Here is a 14,867-nt window from a genome sequence, read left to right as displayed (position 1 = left end):
CGTGTGTGCCCGGCCCACAAGTGGAGGCTCCGATCTCCCACCTGGCTGCTCCTCAGGAGCGGCGGGTCACCGGTCAGGTGGTGCCCATCGTTCCGTACGGACGATGGAACCGCCCGATGCGCCCCGTGGCATACGCGCGGCGGTGCTCCGGTATTCGAGGAGCTCCTGCCTGTGTGCCGTCCGGGGCATTTTTGATGTTCCGCCGCGGTTGGTCCGCATACACAGACGTAACGCGTCTGTCTGCCAGACAGTCGTGTGGTGCTACCGAGGAGGATCCATCAGCGCCGAGCCCCGCATCAACGACCGGATTCGCGTTCCCGAAGTGCGACTTGTCGGTCCCAGTGGCGAGCAGGTGGGAATCGTCCCGCTCGCCAAGGCCCTAGAGCTTGCGCAGGAGTACGACCTGGACCTGGTCGAGGTCGCGGCGAACGCCCGTCCGCCCGTGTGCAAGCTCATGGACTACGGGAAGTTCAAGTACGAGTCGGCCATGAAGGCCCGTGAGGCGCGCAAGAACCAGGCGCACACGGTCATCAAGGAGATGAAGCTCCGGCCGAAGATCGACCCGCACGACTATGACACCAAGAAGGGTCACGTCGTCCGGTTTCTCAAGCAGGGTGACAAGGTCAAGATCACGATCATGTTCCGTGGTCGTGAGCAGTCCCGCCCCGAGCTGGGCTTCAGGCTGCTCCAGCGTCTCGCTTCGGATGTCGAGGAGCTCGGCTTCATCGAGTCGAACCCGAAGCAGGACGGCCGGAACATGATCATGGTTCTTGGCCCGCACAAGAAGAAGACCGAGGCCATGGCCGAGGCCCGTGAGGCGCAGGCCGCCCGCAAGGCGGAGCGCCAGGGGTACGCGAACGAGGATTCCGCGGACACCGCGGCCGAGGCTCCGGCCGAGGCACCTTCCGAAGCGTGATCCGGGGGGCGCCGACAGGCGGCGCCTCGGATCCGGTCCGGAACCACACACCAGAGATATGACGCTCCCGAGCGCCGGCCGACCGGCCGGCTGGGAGCGCCACTGACGAGGAGAGAGCGGCGCCATGCCGAAGAACAAGACGCACAGCGGTGCAAAGAAGCGCTTCCGCGTGACCGGCTCGGGCAAGGTGCTTCGGCAGCGCGCCGGCCGTCGCCACTACCTGGAGCACAAGCCCTCGACGCTGACGCGCCGCCTCGCCGGCACCGTCGAGCTCGCGCCGGGCGACGCCGCCAAGGCGAAGAAGCTTCTCGGCCTGTAGTCCGCGCGTCCTGCCGCAGCGCGGGGCCGGGACACCTACAGGAACCATGCCGTTCTTGGGTCACGCCACCACCCGTGACCCAGCTACAAGGAGTTAACACGTGGCACGCGTCAAGCGGGCAGTCAACGCCCACAAGAAGCGCCGGGCAATCCTCGAGGCGGCCAGCGGTTACCGCGGCCAGCGCTCGCGTCTGTACCGGAAGGCGAAGGAGCAGGTCACTCACTCCCTCGTTTACAACTACAACGACCGCAAGAAGCGCAAGGGCGACTTCCGTCAGCTGTGGATCCAGCGGATCAACGCCGCTGCCCGCGCCAACGGCATCACCTACAACCGCTTCATCCAGGGTCTGAAGGCCGCCAACGTCGAGGTGGACCGCAAGATCCTCGCCGAGCTGGCCGTCAACGACTCCCGCGCGTTCGCGGCGCTTGTCGAGGTCGCCCAGAAGGCCCTCCCGAGCGACGTCAACGCCCCGAAGGCCGCCGCCTGATCCCGTCAGGCCGCCGTACTTCCCGCCGGACCCGTAGGCATCGCGCCTGCGGGTCCGGCGCGTTCCGCGGCCACCCCGTGCCCGCACGTACCGCCGTGTCCGCACGTACGTACCCCCGTGTCCGCACGTCCCCATACGAGAAGTGAGAACCGCCGTCCATGGGCACCCCCGAGCTGATCTCCCCGCGTTCCCCGCGCGTCACGGCCGCCAGGAGACTCGCCAAGCGCGCCTTCCGCGGCAAGGAACGCCGGTTCATCGCCGAGGGGCCGCAGGCCGTACGGGAAGCGGTGGCCCATCGCGGTGACGGCGGGGAGCCCACGCTCATCGAGCTGTTCACCACCGTCGAGGCCGCCGAGCGGTACGCCGATATCGTCGGCGACGCCCGCGCCACCGGGGCCCGGGTGCACTTCGCGCCGGACGCGGTGCTCGCCGAGGTGTCCCAGACCGTCACCCCGCAGGGACTGCTCGGGGTGTGCCGGTTCCTCGACTCGCCCTTCGAGGCGATCCTGGACGCCAGGCCCCGGCTCGTCGCCGTACTGGCGCATGTCCGCGACCCCGGGAACGCGGGTACGGTGCTGCGCTGCGCCGACGCGGCAGGCGCCGACGCCGTGGTCCTCACCGACGCCTCCGTCGACCTCTACAACCCCAAATCGGTCCGGGCGTCCGTCGGCTCGCTCTTCCACCTGCCCGTCGCCGTCGGCGTCCCCGTCGAGCAGGCCGTCCAGGGGCTGCGGGACGCGGGCGTACGGATCCTCGCCGCCGACGGCGCGGGCGAGAACGACCTGGACGACGAGTTGGACGCGGGCACTATGGGCGGGCCCACCGCCTGGATCTTCGGCAACGAGGCCTGGGGGCTGCCGGCCGAGACCCGCGCCCTCGCGGACGCGGTGGTACGGGTGCCGATCCATGGAAAGGCCGAGAGTCTGAACCTCGCGACGGCCGCGGCCGTATGTCTCTATGCCTCGGCGCGCGCCCAGCGCGCGCGCGGTACGTGCTGAGGGGGTCCCGCTCCGTCACGTTCAGCTAGTACTGTTGCGCTTTCTGGGGCCCACTGAACTACGCGGAAGAGGTGGGATGCGGAGATGAGTGTCGGGGCGAGCGGACCCGCCGCGGTCCAGGGAGCCTTACCGCCCCCGTACGGGACCGGCGCGGGTGAGCCACCCGGCGCGGACGGGCGGACCGGTGGGGATGAGCAGCCGGGCCGGGATGAGCGGATCGGCACGGGCGACGGGGGGATCCACCCCGACGAGCTGCCGGACGGGCTGGTCGTCGCCGACGAGACCGGACGGGTGATCTGCTTCAATGCCGCCGCCGCCCGGATCACCGCCGTCCCGTGTGCCGACGCTCTCGGCCGCCCGCTGGAACGGGCGCTGCCGCTGGAGGATCTGAAGGGCCGCCGCTGGTGGGCGCTGACCGATCCGTACGGCGGGCTCGCGACCCGAGTCGGCCAGCCCGAGCGGAATCTGCTGCTGCCGGGCGGCCGGGAGGTCCTGGTCGCCGCCCGCTACGTACGCGCGTACCCGACCGGACCCGTACGCCGGCTGGTCATCTCGATCCGGGGCACGGAGGCGCGGCGCCGTACCGAACTGAGCCACGCCGAACTGATCGCGACCGTCGCCCATGAACTGCGCTCCCCGCTCACCTCCGTGAAGGGGTTCACGGCGACGCTGCTCGCCAAGTGGGAGCGGTTCACCGACGACCAGAAGCGGCTGATGCTGGAGACCGTCGACGCCGACGCCAACCGGGTCACCCGGCTGATCGCGGAGCTGCTGGACATCTCCAGGATCGATTCGGGCCGGCTGGAGGTGCGCCGCCAGCCGGTGGACATCGGCGCGGCCGTGGGGCGCCATGTCCAGTCGCACACCGCCGCGGGCCAGTCTCCGGACCGGTTCCTCGTACGGATACAGCAGCCGCTGCCCGACCTGTGGGCGGACCCCGACAAGATCGATCAGGTGCTCGGCAATCTGCTGGAAAACGCGGTGCGCCACGGGGAGGGAACCGTCACCATCGAGGTGGCCGCCGCGACGCTCAGCCACGCGGCGCGACCGGAAACCGCGACGGACGCGGAGAAGGGAACGGCCGTCACCGTGTGCGACGAGGGCCCCGGTATCCCCGAGGAGTCGATGGGCCGTGTCTTCACCCGCTTCTGGCGGGGGAGCAAGCGCGGCGGGACCGGCCTGGGCCTGTATATCGTCAAGGGCATCGTCGAGGCGCACGGCGGGACGATCACCGTCGGCCGCGGACCCGGCGGCGGTGCCAAGTTCCGATTTATCCTGCCCGTCGGCGCTCCGGCCTACCTGTCCTGAGCGGCCACGGGCTTCTTCACCTTCGTACGACCTTTAGACTCGACTTTTGGCACCTTCGCGCCTTCGCGCTCCCCAGTGATCGAGCAGGGTCGTTTCGCCAGCCAAACGGAAGTACGGAAGAGATGTCGGCACCCAACAAGTCGTACGACCCAGTCGAGGTCGAGGCACTGAAACCGGAAGAGATCGAGCGGATGCGGGACGAGGCGCTCGCCGCCTTCGCCGCCGCCGGTGATCTCGACGCGCTCGCCCACGCGAAGACCGCGCACACCGGAGGTACCTCACCGCTTTCCCTCGCCAACCGGGAGATCGGCGCCCTGCCCCCACAGGCCAAGGCCGAGGCGGGCAAGCGCGTGGGCCAGGCCCGCAGCGCCGTCAACAAAGCCCTGGCCGCCCGCCAGAGCGAGCTGGAGGCGGAGCGGGACGCCAGGGTGCTGGTCGAGGAGGCGGTGGATGTCACGCTGCCGTACGACCGCACCCCGCCCGGCGCCCGCCACCCGCTGACCGGCTTCATGGAACGGGTCGCGGATGTCTTCGTGGCCATGGGCTACGAGGTCGCCGAGGGCCCCGAGGCCGAGGCGGAGTGGTTCAACTTCGACGCGCTCAACTTCGTGCCCGACCACCCGGCGCGCCAGATGCAGGACACCTTCTTCGTCCAGGGCCCCGAAGCTGTCTCCGACAGCGGCTCCGCCGCGGGCTCGGGCGATGAATCGGGTGTGGTGCTCCGCACCCACACCTCCCCGGTCCAGGCGCGTGCTCTGCTCGACCGCGAGCCGCCCGTGTACGTCGTCTGCCCGGGGCGGGTCTACCGCACCGACGAGCTGGACGCCACGCACACCCCGGTCTTCCACCAGATCGAGCTGCTCGCCGTCGACGAGGGCCTGACCATGGCCGACCTCAAGGGCACCCTGGACCACATGGTCCAGGCGCTCTTCGGCGCGGACATGAAGACCCGGCTGCGCCCGAACTACTTCCCCTTCACCGAGCCGTCCGCCGAGATGGACATGGTCTGTTACGTGTGCCGGGGCGCCTCGGTCGGCAACCCCGACCGGCCCTGCCGCACGTGTGGCAGCGAGGGCTGGATCGAGCTGGGCGGCTGCGGCATGGTCAACCCCAAGGTGCTCATCGCCTGCGGCGTCGACCCCGAGAAGTACAGCGGATTCGCCTTCGGGTTCGGGATCGAACGGATGCTGATGTTCCGCCACAACGTCGAAGACATGCGAGACATGGTCGAGGGTGACGTCCGGTTCACCCGGCCGTTCGGGATGGAGATCTGATGCGCGTCCCGCTTTCCTGGCTGCGGGAGTACGTCGACCTGCCGGCGACGGAGACCGGCCGTGACGTTCAGGCCAAGCTCGTCTCCGCGGGTCTGGAGGTCGAGACCGTCGATCAGCTCGGCGCGGGCCTCAAGGGCCCCCTCGTCGTCGGCAAGGTGCTCACGATCGAGGAGCTGGAGGGCTTCAAGAAGCCCATCCGCTTCTGCACGGTGGATGTCGGCACGGCCAACGGCACCGGCGAGCCGCAGGAGATCGTCTGCGGCGCGCGGAACTTCTCCGTCGGCGACAAGGTCGTCGTGGTCCTCCCCGGCGCCGTCCTCCCCGGTGACTTCGCGATCTCCGCGCGCACGACATACGGCAGGAACTCGCACGGAATGATCTGTTCCGCCGACGAGCTGGGCATGGGCGGCAATTCTGGCTGGGGCGAGGACGGCATCGTGGTGCTCCCGCCCGAGTACGAGGTCGGCACCGACGCCATCGCGCTCCTGGAGCTGGTCGACGAGGTCCTCGACATCGCCGTCACCCCCGACCGCGGCTACTGCCTCTCGCTGCGCGGAGTCGCCCGCGAGACCGCCATCGCGTACGGACTGACCCTGCGCGACCCCGCGCTGCTCGACGTGCCCGCGCCGAACTCGTACGGCCACTCCGTGAAGATCGCCGACCCGAGGGGCTGCGACCGCTTCACGGCCCGTACGGTCACCGGCCTCGACCCGGAGGCGCACAGCCCCATCTGGCTGCGCCGTCGGCTCCAGAAGGCCGGGATGCGGCCGATCTCGCTCGCGGTCGACATCACCAACTACGTGATGCTGGAGCTCGGCCAGCCGCTGCACGCGTACGACCGCTCCCGGCTGGAGGGCGCGATCGGCGTCCGCCGTGCCCACGCCGGGGAGAAGATCACCACGCTCGACGGCGTCCAGCGGGTGCTGGACGCCCAGGACCTGGTCATCATCGACGACCGCGGGCCCATCGGCCTCGCGGGCGTGATGGGCGGCGCGCACACCGAGATCGCCGACACCACGCCCGCTGTGTCCGATTCCCTCGGGTCGACGGGCGAGGCCCAGGGCACCACCGACGTGGTGATCGAGGCCGCGCACTTCGACGCGATCTCCATCGCCCGTACCGCGCGCCGCCACAAGCTGGCCTCCGAGGCGTCCAAGCGCTTCGAGCGCGGGGTCGATCCGGAGGCCGCGTCCGCCGCCGCGCAGCGGTCCGTGGACCTGCTGGTGCTCCTCGCCGGCGGCTCCGCCGGGGCCGGCGTCACGGAGATCATCGCGCCCTCGGCGCCGCACACCATCGCCATGCCCGCCGACCACCCCGACCGGGTCGCCGGTGTCGAGTACGGCAGGGAGACGGTCGTACGGCGGCTCCAGCAGATCGGCTGCGACGTCTACGGCCAGGACGAGCTGGTCGTCACCGTCCCGTCCTGGCGCCCCGACCTCGGCGAGCCCAATGACCTCGCCGAGGAGGTCATCCGGCTGGAGGGGTACGAGAACCTCCCGTCGACGCTGCCCACCCCGCCGTCCGGCCGCGGTCTCACCGAGCGCCAGCGGCTGCACCGCCGTGTCGGGCGCGCCCTGGCCGGCGCCGGTTATGTCGAGGCGCTGAACTACCCGTTCGTCGGCGACGCGGTGCTCGACGCCCTCGGGCTGTCGGCCGACGACGACCGGCGCCGTACGGTCACACTCGTCAACCCGCTGTCCGACGAGGAGCCCGCGCTGCGCACCACGCTGCTGGCGGGCCTGCTCACGGCGCTGCGGCGCAACGACGGCCGGGGCTCGCACGATCTGGCGCTCTTCGAGACCGGACTGGTCTTCCTGCCCACCGGCCACGAGAGCGTGCCGGTACGGCTGCCCGTCGACCGGCGGCCGACCGACGAGGAAGTGGCCACGCTCGACGCCGCGCTGCCGCGCCAGCCGCGGCACGCCGCCGTCGTGCTGGCCGGGGCGCGCGAGCAGGCCGGCTGGTGGGGTGAGGGACGTCCCGCGGAGTGGGCGGACGCCGTCGAGGCGGCCCGTACCGTCGCCCGCGAGGCCGGGGCCGAACTGACCGTACGGGCCGAGCAGTACGAGCCGTGGCACCCCGGCCGCTGCGCGGCGCTGTTCGCCGCCGTGGACGGTGAGGAGACGCTCCTCGGGCACGCCGGAGAGCTGCATCCGCGCGTCGTGAAGGCGCTCGGGCTGCCGGAGCGGACCTGCGCCATGGAGATCGATCTCGATCTGCTGGAGCGCGCGGGCACCGGCGTGATCGAGGCGCCGCGGATTTCCACCTATCCGGTGGCCACGCAGGATGTTGCGCTTGTCGTACCGAGCGAGGTCCCGGCCGCGGAGGTGGAGCGGGCGCTGCGCGAGGGCGCCGGGGAACTCCTGGAGTCGCTGCGGCTGTTCGATGTCTTCGCCGGCGAGCAGATCGGCGAGGGACACAAGTCCCTTGCCTACGCCCTGCGTTTCCGCGCCGCCGACCGCACACTGACGGTCGACGAGGCCACGGCGGCCCGTGACGCGGCCGTCGCGCTCGCCGCCGAACGGACCGGGGCGGTCCTGCGCGGCGCGTGACCACCCTGCCGCGCGCCGTCGTTGTACTGGCTCTCGGCCTGTGAGGGGCGCATCCGGATCACCGGATGCGCCCCTCACTCATTCGGGTGAGAAGTCCTGGCGTGTCACGTCATGGGGCTTCCGTGATCGACACAATCGATCCGGCCGAGACGGTCGATGTACGCCCCACGGCTTAGCGGCCGGGCGGCCGAGGGAGGCCGACGGATGAATCGGACCAAGGCAACAGAGGACGCGCAGGCGGAAGCGTCGGCCTCCTGGGGCCTTGTCGAATGCGCGATCCCGGGCGGTCTGCTCACAGCGGTGATCACCTGGGAGCTGACCCGCCCGGCGGCGGACCGCGACGACCTGCTCTCGCGCATCGTGACCTGTGTCGTCTTCCTGCTGGTGGTGGCGTATCTGCTGATCCGCGTACGGCGGCGGGCGGCGCGGGAGCTGCGGGAGGTCAAGGCCGTGGCGCGGGCCGCCCAGGAGGTGCTGATCAGGACCCTGCCGCCCCGGCTGGACGGTCTCGCGCTCTCCGCACGCCAGCTCTCCGCCTCGCGCGGCGCCGATGTCGGCGGCGATCTGTACGAGGCGGTGGCCACGGCCTACGGGGTGCGGGTCGTCATCGGGGATGTGCGCGGCCACGGACTGCCCGCCATCGGGGCGGTGGCCGCGGTCCTCGGCAGCTTCCGGGAAGCGGCCCACGACGAGGCCGAGCTCGACGGCGTCCTGCGCCGGCTCGACCGGGCCCACCAGCGCCATCTGCGGGACCTGGCGCGTCAGGAGCCGCCCACCGCCGCGGGCCAGGAGCCGGACTCCCTGTCGGCGGAGGAGTTCGTCACCGTACTGCTGCTGGAGATCGGGGCGGACGCGGAGGTACGGGCCCTCAACTGCGGCCATCCCTGGCCCTATCGGCTCGGCCGGGGCGCCGCCCGGCTGGCCTCCGGCGAGCCGCTGCCGCCGCTGGGCGCCTTTCCGCTGCCCGTCGATCTGCTGCCGTATCACTGCGGTCCGCTGCTGCCCGGTGAGGCGCTGTTCCTGCACACCGACGGGGCGGAGGACGCCAGGGACTCCGCGGGGCGGTTCTTCGCACTGGAGGAAGCGCTGGCGGAGACCGCCGCGGGCCCGCCCCTGGCGCCCGCCGTCGTGGTGCGCCAGGTCCACGCGGCGCTGCTGCGGCACACCGGCGGGCGGATCGCCGACGACATGGCGCTGCTCGTGCTGCGCAACGACCGCCCACCGGTGGGCGATTCCTCACGCGTTCCGGCGCAGCCCGGCGGACCGGGCCTGTGCCGTACGTGGGTCCCCGCGAGGGAACCCACCACCCACGCACCCGGCCCGAGATGACCGGCGACCACCCCCCGTCGAACGACCCCTGCCGGAGGGCCCCGACGGATGCCCGGCTTCCCCGCCTCGTACACGTGCCGTCCGCCCTGCCGCGGAGTGTCGGGCAGGTCGACAGGGCGGACGGCGCGGTTGCGGGCCACCGCACTGTACGAGGGGGAGCCGGCGGCCCGGCGCCTCTTTTGCGAGGCGATTCAGTCAACCGGTCACGCGATCCCGGTGGGAGGGTGCACGGGGCCCGTTTCCGGGCATTACGTTCACACCCCGTGCGTTTCCCGTTCCATTACGCTGGTTCGGCCGAGCCACCGGAGGGGCACTCATGCACCCCAATTCTCTGCTCGATTCTCTGCTCGACGAGGCGGGTATCTCCCATGCCGGTCTCGCCGCCCGGGTCAACCAGGCGGGCCGGGCCAGAGGTCTCGCCCTGCGCTACGAACACACCGCCGTCTCACGGTGGCTGAAAGGACAGCGGCCACGCGGCCAAGTGCCCGACCTGATCTGCGCGGTGCTGGGCGAGCGGCTGCACCGCTCGCTCACGCTGGACGACATCGGGCTCGGGGTGACGGGGGAGTCGCTCGTACCGCACGGCACGCCGCTCTCCGGTTTCGTGGAGCGGGCCACCGCGCTGTGGCGCTGCGACGAACAGCAACGTCCGCACATAGTGGGCGCCCCCACCGTCACCGGCACGCCCGCCGTGATGCCCGTCTGGGAGTGGGAGAATCCTCCCGAGGACGCCGATGTCTCCCGCAGTGGCCGCAACAAGGTCGGCCCGGCCGACATCAAGCTGCTGCGGTCGGCCAGGGCGCACTACGAGCTGATGTACCGGCGGGCGGGCGGAGTCGCCACCCGCGCCAGGATCGTCCGCTTCCTCAACGCCGAGACCGCTCCGCTGCTGCGCGGCGGGTACAGCGACGAGCTGGGACGCCAACTGCACCGCGCCACCGGCGGTCTGGTCGCGGTGGCCGGTATCTGCGCCTACGACTCGGACGCCCATGGGCTCGCCCAGCGCTACTTCCATCAGGCGCTGCGGCTGGCCAAGGCGAGTGGCGACCGGGGCCTCGGCGCGTATGTGATCGCGCTGTTGGTCAACCAGTCGCTGCACATGGGGGAGTACCGCCAGGCCGTGGCGTTCGCCGAGGCGGCGCTGCGGACGGCCGGGCGCCAGATCACCCCGGCGCTCGCCGCCGATCTGCACGCGATGCAGGCCAAGTCGTATGCGCATCTCGGTGACAGCAGCGGGGCGCTCGGCTGTATCCGGCGCGCCGAGACGGAGGCGGAGCGCATCCGGCCGGGCCACGAGCCGGACGAGACGGGCTACGTACAGCCGGGCCTGGTGAATGTACAGGTGGCGGAGGCGCTGCTCAGCCTCGGGGATCTGGCGGCCGCGCGGGCGCACGCGGCGGCGGCCGTGGACACCCCGGCGCACGATCGCGGCCGGGTCCACCGGCTCGCGATGCTCAGCCATATCGAGTTACGGCAGGGCGAGGCCGACCGCGCCGCCAGAACAGCGGCCGAAATGGCCGAGCGCGCACGGGGGATGGAGTCCCAGCGCCTGCGAGACCGGTTGCGCGCCGTACGGGAACAGTTGGTGGCCAGCGGATCCACGGACGCGGAGGAGACGGCGGAACTCATCGAAGGCGCGCTGCGCGTTCCTCTGTGAGCCCCTTTATGAGCCCCCAGCACGTTCCCGTTCGCCGAGACTGCTGCTGCGATATTGCCATCAACTTGTCGGAAGGTGGCAGAAACGTGCAGTGGACGAAACTTAGCGAACAGACCGTCTACGAGAACCGCTGGTTCCGCGTCAATCTCGCGGACGTCGAACTCCCTGACGGCCGGCATCTGGACCACTTCCTCATCCGGCTCCGCCCGGTCGCCGTGGCGACCGCGGTCAACTCCGCCAACGAGGTGCTGATGCTCTGGCGGCACCGCTTCATCACCGACAGCTGGGGCTGGGAGCTGGCCGCGGGGGTCGTCGAGGACGGCGAGGACATCGAGACCGCGGCCGCCAGGGAGATGGAGGAGGAGACCGGGTGGCGCCCGGGACCGCTCCGGCATCTGCTCACGGTCGAGCCGTCCAACGGTCTGTCCGACGCCAGGCACCATCTCTACTGGGCGGAGGACGCCACGTACATCGGGCATCCCGAGGACGACTTCGAGTCCTCGCGCCGGGAGTGGATCCCGCTCAAGCTGGTGCCCGACATGATCGCCCGGGGTGAGATCCCGGCCGCCAATATGACGGCCGGGCTGCTGATGCTCCATCACTTGAGGCTGGGGTAGGTGTTCTGTGCCTGCCTTCACGCCCTAGGGTCCTAGCGGCCCAGGAGCTGCCAGACCGCCACCGCCAGCGCTCCGAGCGAGCAGAGCGCCGCCACGGCGGGCAGCGGCCACCTGGCGTGCTCCAGGGCCGCGACGCGCGCGGCCAGATCGGTCACATCCTTGTCGGTCTGGTCGTTGCGCTGGGCCAGTAACGCCAGCCTGCCGTCGGTTCTGGCGAGACCGACGTCGAGGCTGCGCCGTAACTCGGCGCACTCTTCGCCGACCACGGAGTGGTCAGAGGAGGTGGTCACGAATCCGCTCCTGTTCGGGAAAGTCGTGCAACGGTTCTTCGCCCGGTCCCGGCGATGCCGGGACCAAGCGGAACCGAGTCAACTCCCCTTGTGCGCGGGGCAGCAGGGTGTGTGAATCGCATATGCGAGCACCCTTCGCACACGCCGTGCGAATTTCGCCACCCTCCGTAACCGTCACCCGTAGGAGTAGAAGCCCGCGCCCGTCTTGCGGCCCAGCCTGCCCGCGTCCACCATGCGCTGGAGCAGCGGGGACGCCGCGTACAGCGGCTCCTTGAACTCCGCGTACATCGAATCGGCGACCGACGCGACGGTGTCCAGACCGATCAGATCCGAGAGTTTGAGCGGGCCCATCGGATGGGCACAGCCCAGCTCCATCCCGTTGTCGATGTCCTCGCGGCTCGCGATCCCCGATTCGAACATCCGGATCGCGGCGAGGAGATACGGAATCAGCAGCGCGTTCACCACGAACCCCGAGCGGTCCTGGGCGCGGATCGCGTGCTTCCCCAGCACCCCCTGGACCACACTCTCGGCGCGCTTGATCGTCTCGTCGGAGGTCGTGAGCGCGGGGATCAGCTCCACCAGCTTCTGCACCGGCGCCGGGTTGAAGAAGTGGATGCCGATGACCTGGTCGGGACGTGAGGTCGCGACGGCCAGCTTGACCAGCGGAATGGAGGAGGTGTTGGAGGCCAGGATCGCGTCGGGACGCGTCACGACCTGATCGAGCACCTGGAAGATCTCCGTCTTGACCTGCTCGTTCTCGACGACGGCCTCGATGACGAGATCGCGGTCGGCGAACTCCCCGAGGTCCGTGGTGAAGCTGAGCCTGCCGAGCGCCTCGTCCCGCTCCGCCTCGGTGATCTTGCCGCGTTCCGCGGCCTTCGAGAGGGAGTTCTGCAGCCGGGTACGGCCGATCTCCAGGGCCTCGCCGGTGGTCTCGGCGACCTTGACCTCCAGGCCGCTGCGCGCGGCGACCTCCGCGATGCCTGCGCCCATCTGGCCGCAGCCCACCACTCCGACGCGGGCGATATCGGTCAGGGTGTCGGTCACATCGTGCCTTTCGCTGGTCTCCGTGTCCCGGCAGGTCCCCCGTGCGATTCCGGCGCCCGCCTCGGGACAGGACGTTACTCCGCCGGAGTGTGTGGACGGGGTGCCGGGGCGGGCATGCTGAGCCCGTACGGCGGGCCGGGTTCGGGTGCCCCGGCCGCGCGGACCGGACGCAGGGGACGGCGCATGGGGCAGATCGGCAGAAGAGAGTTCGTGGCGGCGGCCACGGGGGTGGTGACCTCCCTGGTCGCGGCCGGGGACGTGGCGGCCGTCGCCGCGTCCGTACCGCGGCGGCACGCTCCGCGCCGGGAGCTGCGCGGGATGTGGATCGCGACCGTCGTCAACCGCGACTGGCCCTCCGTGCCGGGGCTCACCGCCGACCGGCAGAAGGCCGAGCTGCTCCGGCATCTGGACACGGCGGTCGCCCGCGGACTGAACGCCGTGGTCTTTCAGGTACGGCCCACGGCGGACGCGCTGTGGCCCTCGCCGTACGAGCCCTGGGCGCAGTACCTCACCGGCACCCAGGGCAAGGATCCCGGCTGGGACCCGCTGGGCACGGCGGTACGGGAGGCACACGCGCGCGGACTGGAGCTGCACGCCTGGTTCAACCCGTACCGGGTCGCCAACCACACCGACCCCTCGCGGCTCATCGCGACACATCCGGCCCGGGTCCACCCGGACTGGGTGCTGCCGTACGGCGGGAAGCTCTACTACAACCCCGGGCTGCCCGAGGTCAGGACGTTCGTCCAGGACGCGATGCTCGACGCGGTCAGCCGGTACGACATCGACGCCGTGCACTGGGACGACTACTTCTATCCGTATCCCGTCGCCGGACAGGTCTTCGAGGACGACGCGGAGTACGAGCGGTACGGCGCCGGCTTCCCGGACAAGGCGGCCTGGCGGCGGGACAACACCGACCGACTGGTGCGGGAGACGGCCGGGCGGATCAAGAAGATCAAGAAGCGGGTGCGGTTCGGGATCAGCCCGTTCGGGGTGTGGCGCAACGCCGCCACGGACCCGCTCGGCTCCGACACCCGGGCCGGGGTGCAGACGTACGACGATCTGCACGCCGACACCCGAGGTTGGGTCAAGAAGGGCTGGATCGACTACATCGTCCCGCAGCTCTACTGGTTGGCGCAACCGCTTGACCTGCAGGTTCCTGCGAACTACACGGTCTTGGTCGACTGGTGGGCGGACGTTGTGAGGGGTACGGGCGTCGACCTCTACGTGGGCGAAGCGCTCTACAAGGTGGGCGATCCAGCGCAGCCAAAGGGCTGGCAGAACCCTACCGAACTATCCCGACACCTCGACATCTGCATGAAGTACCCAGAGGTGAAGGGAAATATCTACTTCTCGGCGACGGAGATCGCTAACGATCCTCTGGGGGCAGTGGCCATAATTGCTGAGCGCTACCGGCGAGAGGGATAACGGGGTGACGACGGCTCAGATCCAATGAGATCCGATGGTGGCTGATGACAGGGTTTGCTGACAGCTAGGGTCGAATGCGACCACCGACACGGGGAGCGGCATGGCCAACCTGGTCTACAAGGGGGTGTCGACCGACCAGCAGTCGACCGACCGTCAGAACCTCGTCCTGGACGAGGCCGGGATCGAGGACCCGGTCGTCTTCGAGGAGGAGCCCGGCACCTCCAGCCGCCTCCACCCGCTCCAGCGCCCGAAGTTCGCCGAGCTGCTGACGTACGCGCGGCCGGGCGACGCCGTGGACATCTCCGAGATGTTCCGCCTCGTACGCGGCACCCAGCACATCCTTGACGTGCTCGACGTCCTGCACCGCGACCGTCTCGCCCTGCGCATCCACGACGGCGCGTTCTCCGCGATCCCAAGTCCGTGGTTGCACCAGGGAGACATGATCACCCCGGCAGATTCCACGTAACTTTTAAGAAGATCATGAGGCAGCTCTACGGCCGAGCAGGATTCGAACTTCTACCTGTTGACTGAACTACTTGGGGTATTTCCGCAGTCAGTGACCTGATGGCGGATTCGTCGTTGGGCTGGCCGTGGAAGCGTCTAGAGACCTGGCGTCGCTGTCTGTGCCCCTGGCCGGCGAGCTTGTGG

Annotated in this window: 13 protein-coding genes and 1 pseudogene; 12 read left to right on the top strand and 2 right to left on the bottom strand. The window is 70.2% G+C overall.

The window, feature by feature from the left end:
* The first annotated feature begins 253 nt into the window (after positions 1-253).
* The 10 genes from infC (at position 254) to ACIRQP_RS34475 (ending at position 11,457) form a co-directional block, all read left to right on the top strand.
* Positions 254-916, top strand: a complete 663-nt coding sequence (infC, locus tag ACIRQP_RS34520) for a translation initiation factor IF-3 (protein WP_403897460.1) — start codon at positions 254-256, stop codon at positions 914-916.
* 124 nt (positions 917-1,040) lie between these two features.
* Positions 1,041-1,235, top strand: coding sequence for a 50S ribosomal protein L35 (gene rpmI, locus ACIRQP_RS34515; protein ID WP_030355333.1), 195 nt, complete (start codon positions 1,041-1,043; stop codon positions 1,233-1,235).
* 100 nt (positions 1,236-1,335) lie between these two features.
* Positions 1,336-1,722, top strand: a complete 387-nt coding sequence (rplT, locus tag ACIRQP_RS34510) for a 50S ribosomal protein L20 (protein ID WP_403897458.1) — start codon at positions 1,336-1,338, stop codon at positions 1,720-1,722.
* 158 nt (positions 1,723-1,880) lie between these two features.
* Positions 1,881-2,720 carry a TrmH family RNA methyltransferase gene (locus tag ACIRQP_RS34505; RefSeq protein WP_403897455.1) on the top strand — a complete coding sequence of 280 codons (840 nt, stop codon included), beginning with the start codon at positions 1,881-1,883 and terminating at the stop codon, positions 2,718-2,720.
* A gap of 84 nt (positions 2,721-2,804) precedes the next feature.
* Positions 2,805-4,028, top strand: a complete 1,224-nt coding sequence (locus ACIRQP_RS34500; RefSeq protein ID WP_403897452.1) for an ATP-binding protein — start codon at positions 2,805-2,807, stop codon at positions 4,026-4,028.
* Between the two features lie 122 nt (positions 4,029-4,150).
* Positions 4,151-5,302, top strand: a complete 1,152-nt coding sequence (gene pheS / locus ACIRQP_RS34495) for a phenylalanine--tRNA ligase subunit alpha (RefSeq protein ID WP_403897449.1) — start codon at positions 4,151-4,153, stop codon at positions 5,300-5,302.
* Entirely contained in the window at positions 5,302-7,854 is a 2,553-nt protein-coding gene (pheT, locus tag ACIRQP_RS34490; RefSeq protein ID WP_403897446.1) for a phenylalanine--tRNA ligase subunit beta, read from the top strand. Before pheS ends, pheT begins: the two co-directional genes overlap by 1 nt.
* A 204-nt stretch (positions 7,855-8,058) precedes the next feature.
* Positions 8,059-9,183 carry a PP2C family protein-serine/threonine phosphatase gene (locus tag ACIRQP_RS34485; protein WP_403897443.1) on the top strand — a complete coding sequence of 375 codons (1,125 nt, stop codon included), beginning with the start codon at positions 8,059-8,061 and terminating at the stop codon, positions 9,181-9,183.
* Positions 9,184-9,499: 316 nt separating this feature from the next.
* Complete coding sequence (locus tag ACIRQP_RS34480) at positions 9,500-10,840, top strand: transcriptional regulator (protein WP_403897441.1); 1,341 nt, start codon at positions 9,500-9,502, stop codon at positions 10,838-10,840.
* A gap of 86 nt (positions 10,841-10,926) precedes the next feature.
* Positions 10,927-11,457: an NUDIX hydrolase gene (locus ACIRQP_RS34475; protein WP_403897438.1), complete on the top strand. Its 531-nt coding sequence runs from the start codon at positions 10,927-10,929 to the stop codon at positions 11,455-11,457.
* Positions 11,458-11,489: 32 nt separating this feature from the next.
* Here the strand turns inward: ACIRQP_RS34475 and ACIRQP_RS34470 are convergent, their stop codons facing one another.
* Together ACIRQP_RS34470 and ACIRQP_RS34465 are read right to left on the bottom strand one after the other, a co-directional pair.
* On the bottom strand, positions 11,490-11,747 hold the full coding sequence (locus tag ACIRQP_RS34470) for a hypothetical protein (protein WP_403897435.1): 258 nt from the start codon (positions 11,745-11,747) through the stop codon (positions 11,490-11,492).
* 174 nt (positions 11,748-11,921) lie between these two features.
* Positions 11,922-12,782 carry a 3-hydroxybutyryl-CoA dehydrogenase gene (locus ACIRQP_RS34465; protein ID WP_403897597.1) on the bottom strand — a complete coding sequence of 287 codons (861 nt, stop codon included), beginning with the start codon at positions 12,780-12,782 and terminating at the stop codon, positions 11,922-11,924.
* Positions 12,783-12,977: 195 nt separating this feature from the next.
* Between ACIRQP_RS34465 and ACIRQP_RS34460 the strand changes: the two genes are divergently transcribed.
* Complete coding sequence (locus ACIRQP_RS34460; RefSeq protein WP_403897433.1) at positions 12,978-14,219, top strand: glycoside hydrolase family 10 protein; 1,242 nt, start codon at positions 12,978-12,980, stop codon at positions 14,217-14,219.
* A 100-nt stretch (positions 14,220-14,319) separates the two neighbouring features.
* A pseudogene (locus tag ACIRQP_RS34455) lies at positions 14,320-14,631 on the top strand (recombinase family protein); the annotation flags it as partial.
* Positions 14,632-14,867 lie beyond the last annotated feature (236 nt).

The sequence above is a fragment of the Streptomyces sp. NPDC102274 genome (genome assembly GCF_044766385.1).
Classification (GTDB): Bacteria; Actinomycetota; Actinomycetes; order Streptomycetales; family Streptomycetaceae; genus Streptomyces.
This window is presented reverse-complemented; position numbering and strand designations above follow the sequence as displayed.

What these genes read in the sequence shown, in the direction of transcription:
- rpmI (WP_030355333.1), top strand. Translation starts at nt 1,041, where the DNA reads ATGCCGAAGAACAAGACGCACAGCGGTGCAAAGAAGCGCTTCCGCGTG.
- ACIRQP_RS34505 (WP_403897455.1), top strand. Translation starts at nt 1,881, where the DNA reads ATGGGCACCCCCGAGCTGATCTCCCCGCGTTCCCCGCGCGTCACGGCC.
- ACIRQP_RS34500 (WP_403897452.1), top strand. Translation starts at nt 2,805, where the DNA reads ATGAGTGTCGGGGCGAGCGGACCCGCCGCGGTCCAGGGAGCCTTACCG.
- pheS (WP_403897449.1), top strand. Translation starts at nt 4,151, where the DNA reads ATGTCGGCACCCAACAAGTCGTACGACCCAGTCGAGGTCGAGGCACTG.
- pheT (WP_403897446.1), top strand. Translation starts at nt 5,302, where the DNA reads ATGCGCGTCCCGCTTTCCTGGCTGCGGGAGTACGTCGACCTGCCGGCG.
- ACIRQP_RS34485 (WP_403897443.1), top strand. Translation starts at nt 8,059, where the DNA reads ATGAATCGGACCAAGGCAACAGAGGACGCGCAGGCGGAAGCGTCGGCC.
- ACIRQP_RS34480 (WP_403897441.1), top strand. Translation starts at nt 9,500, where the DNA reads ATGCACCCCAATTCTCTGCTCGATTCTCTGCTCGACGAGGCGGGTATC.
- ACIRQP_RS34460 (WP_403897433.1), top strand. Translation starts at nt 12,978, where the DNA reads ATGGGGCAGATCGGCAGAAGAGAGTTCGTGGCGGCGGCCACGGGGGTG.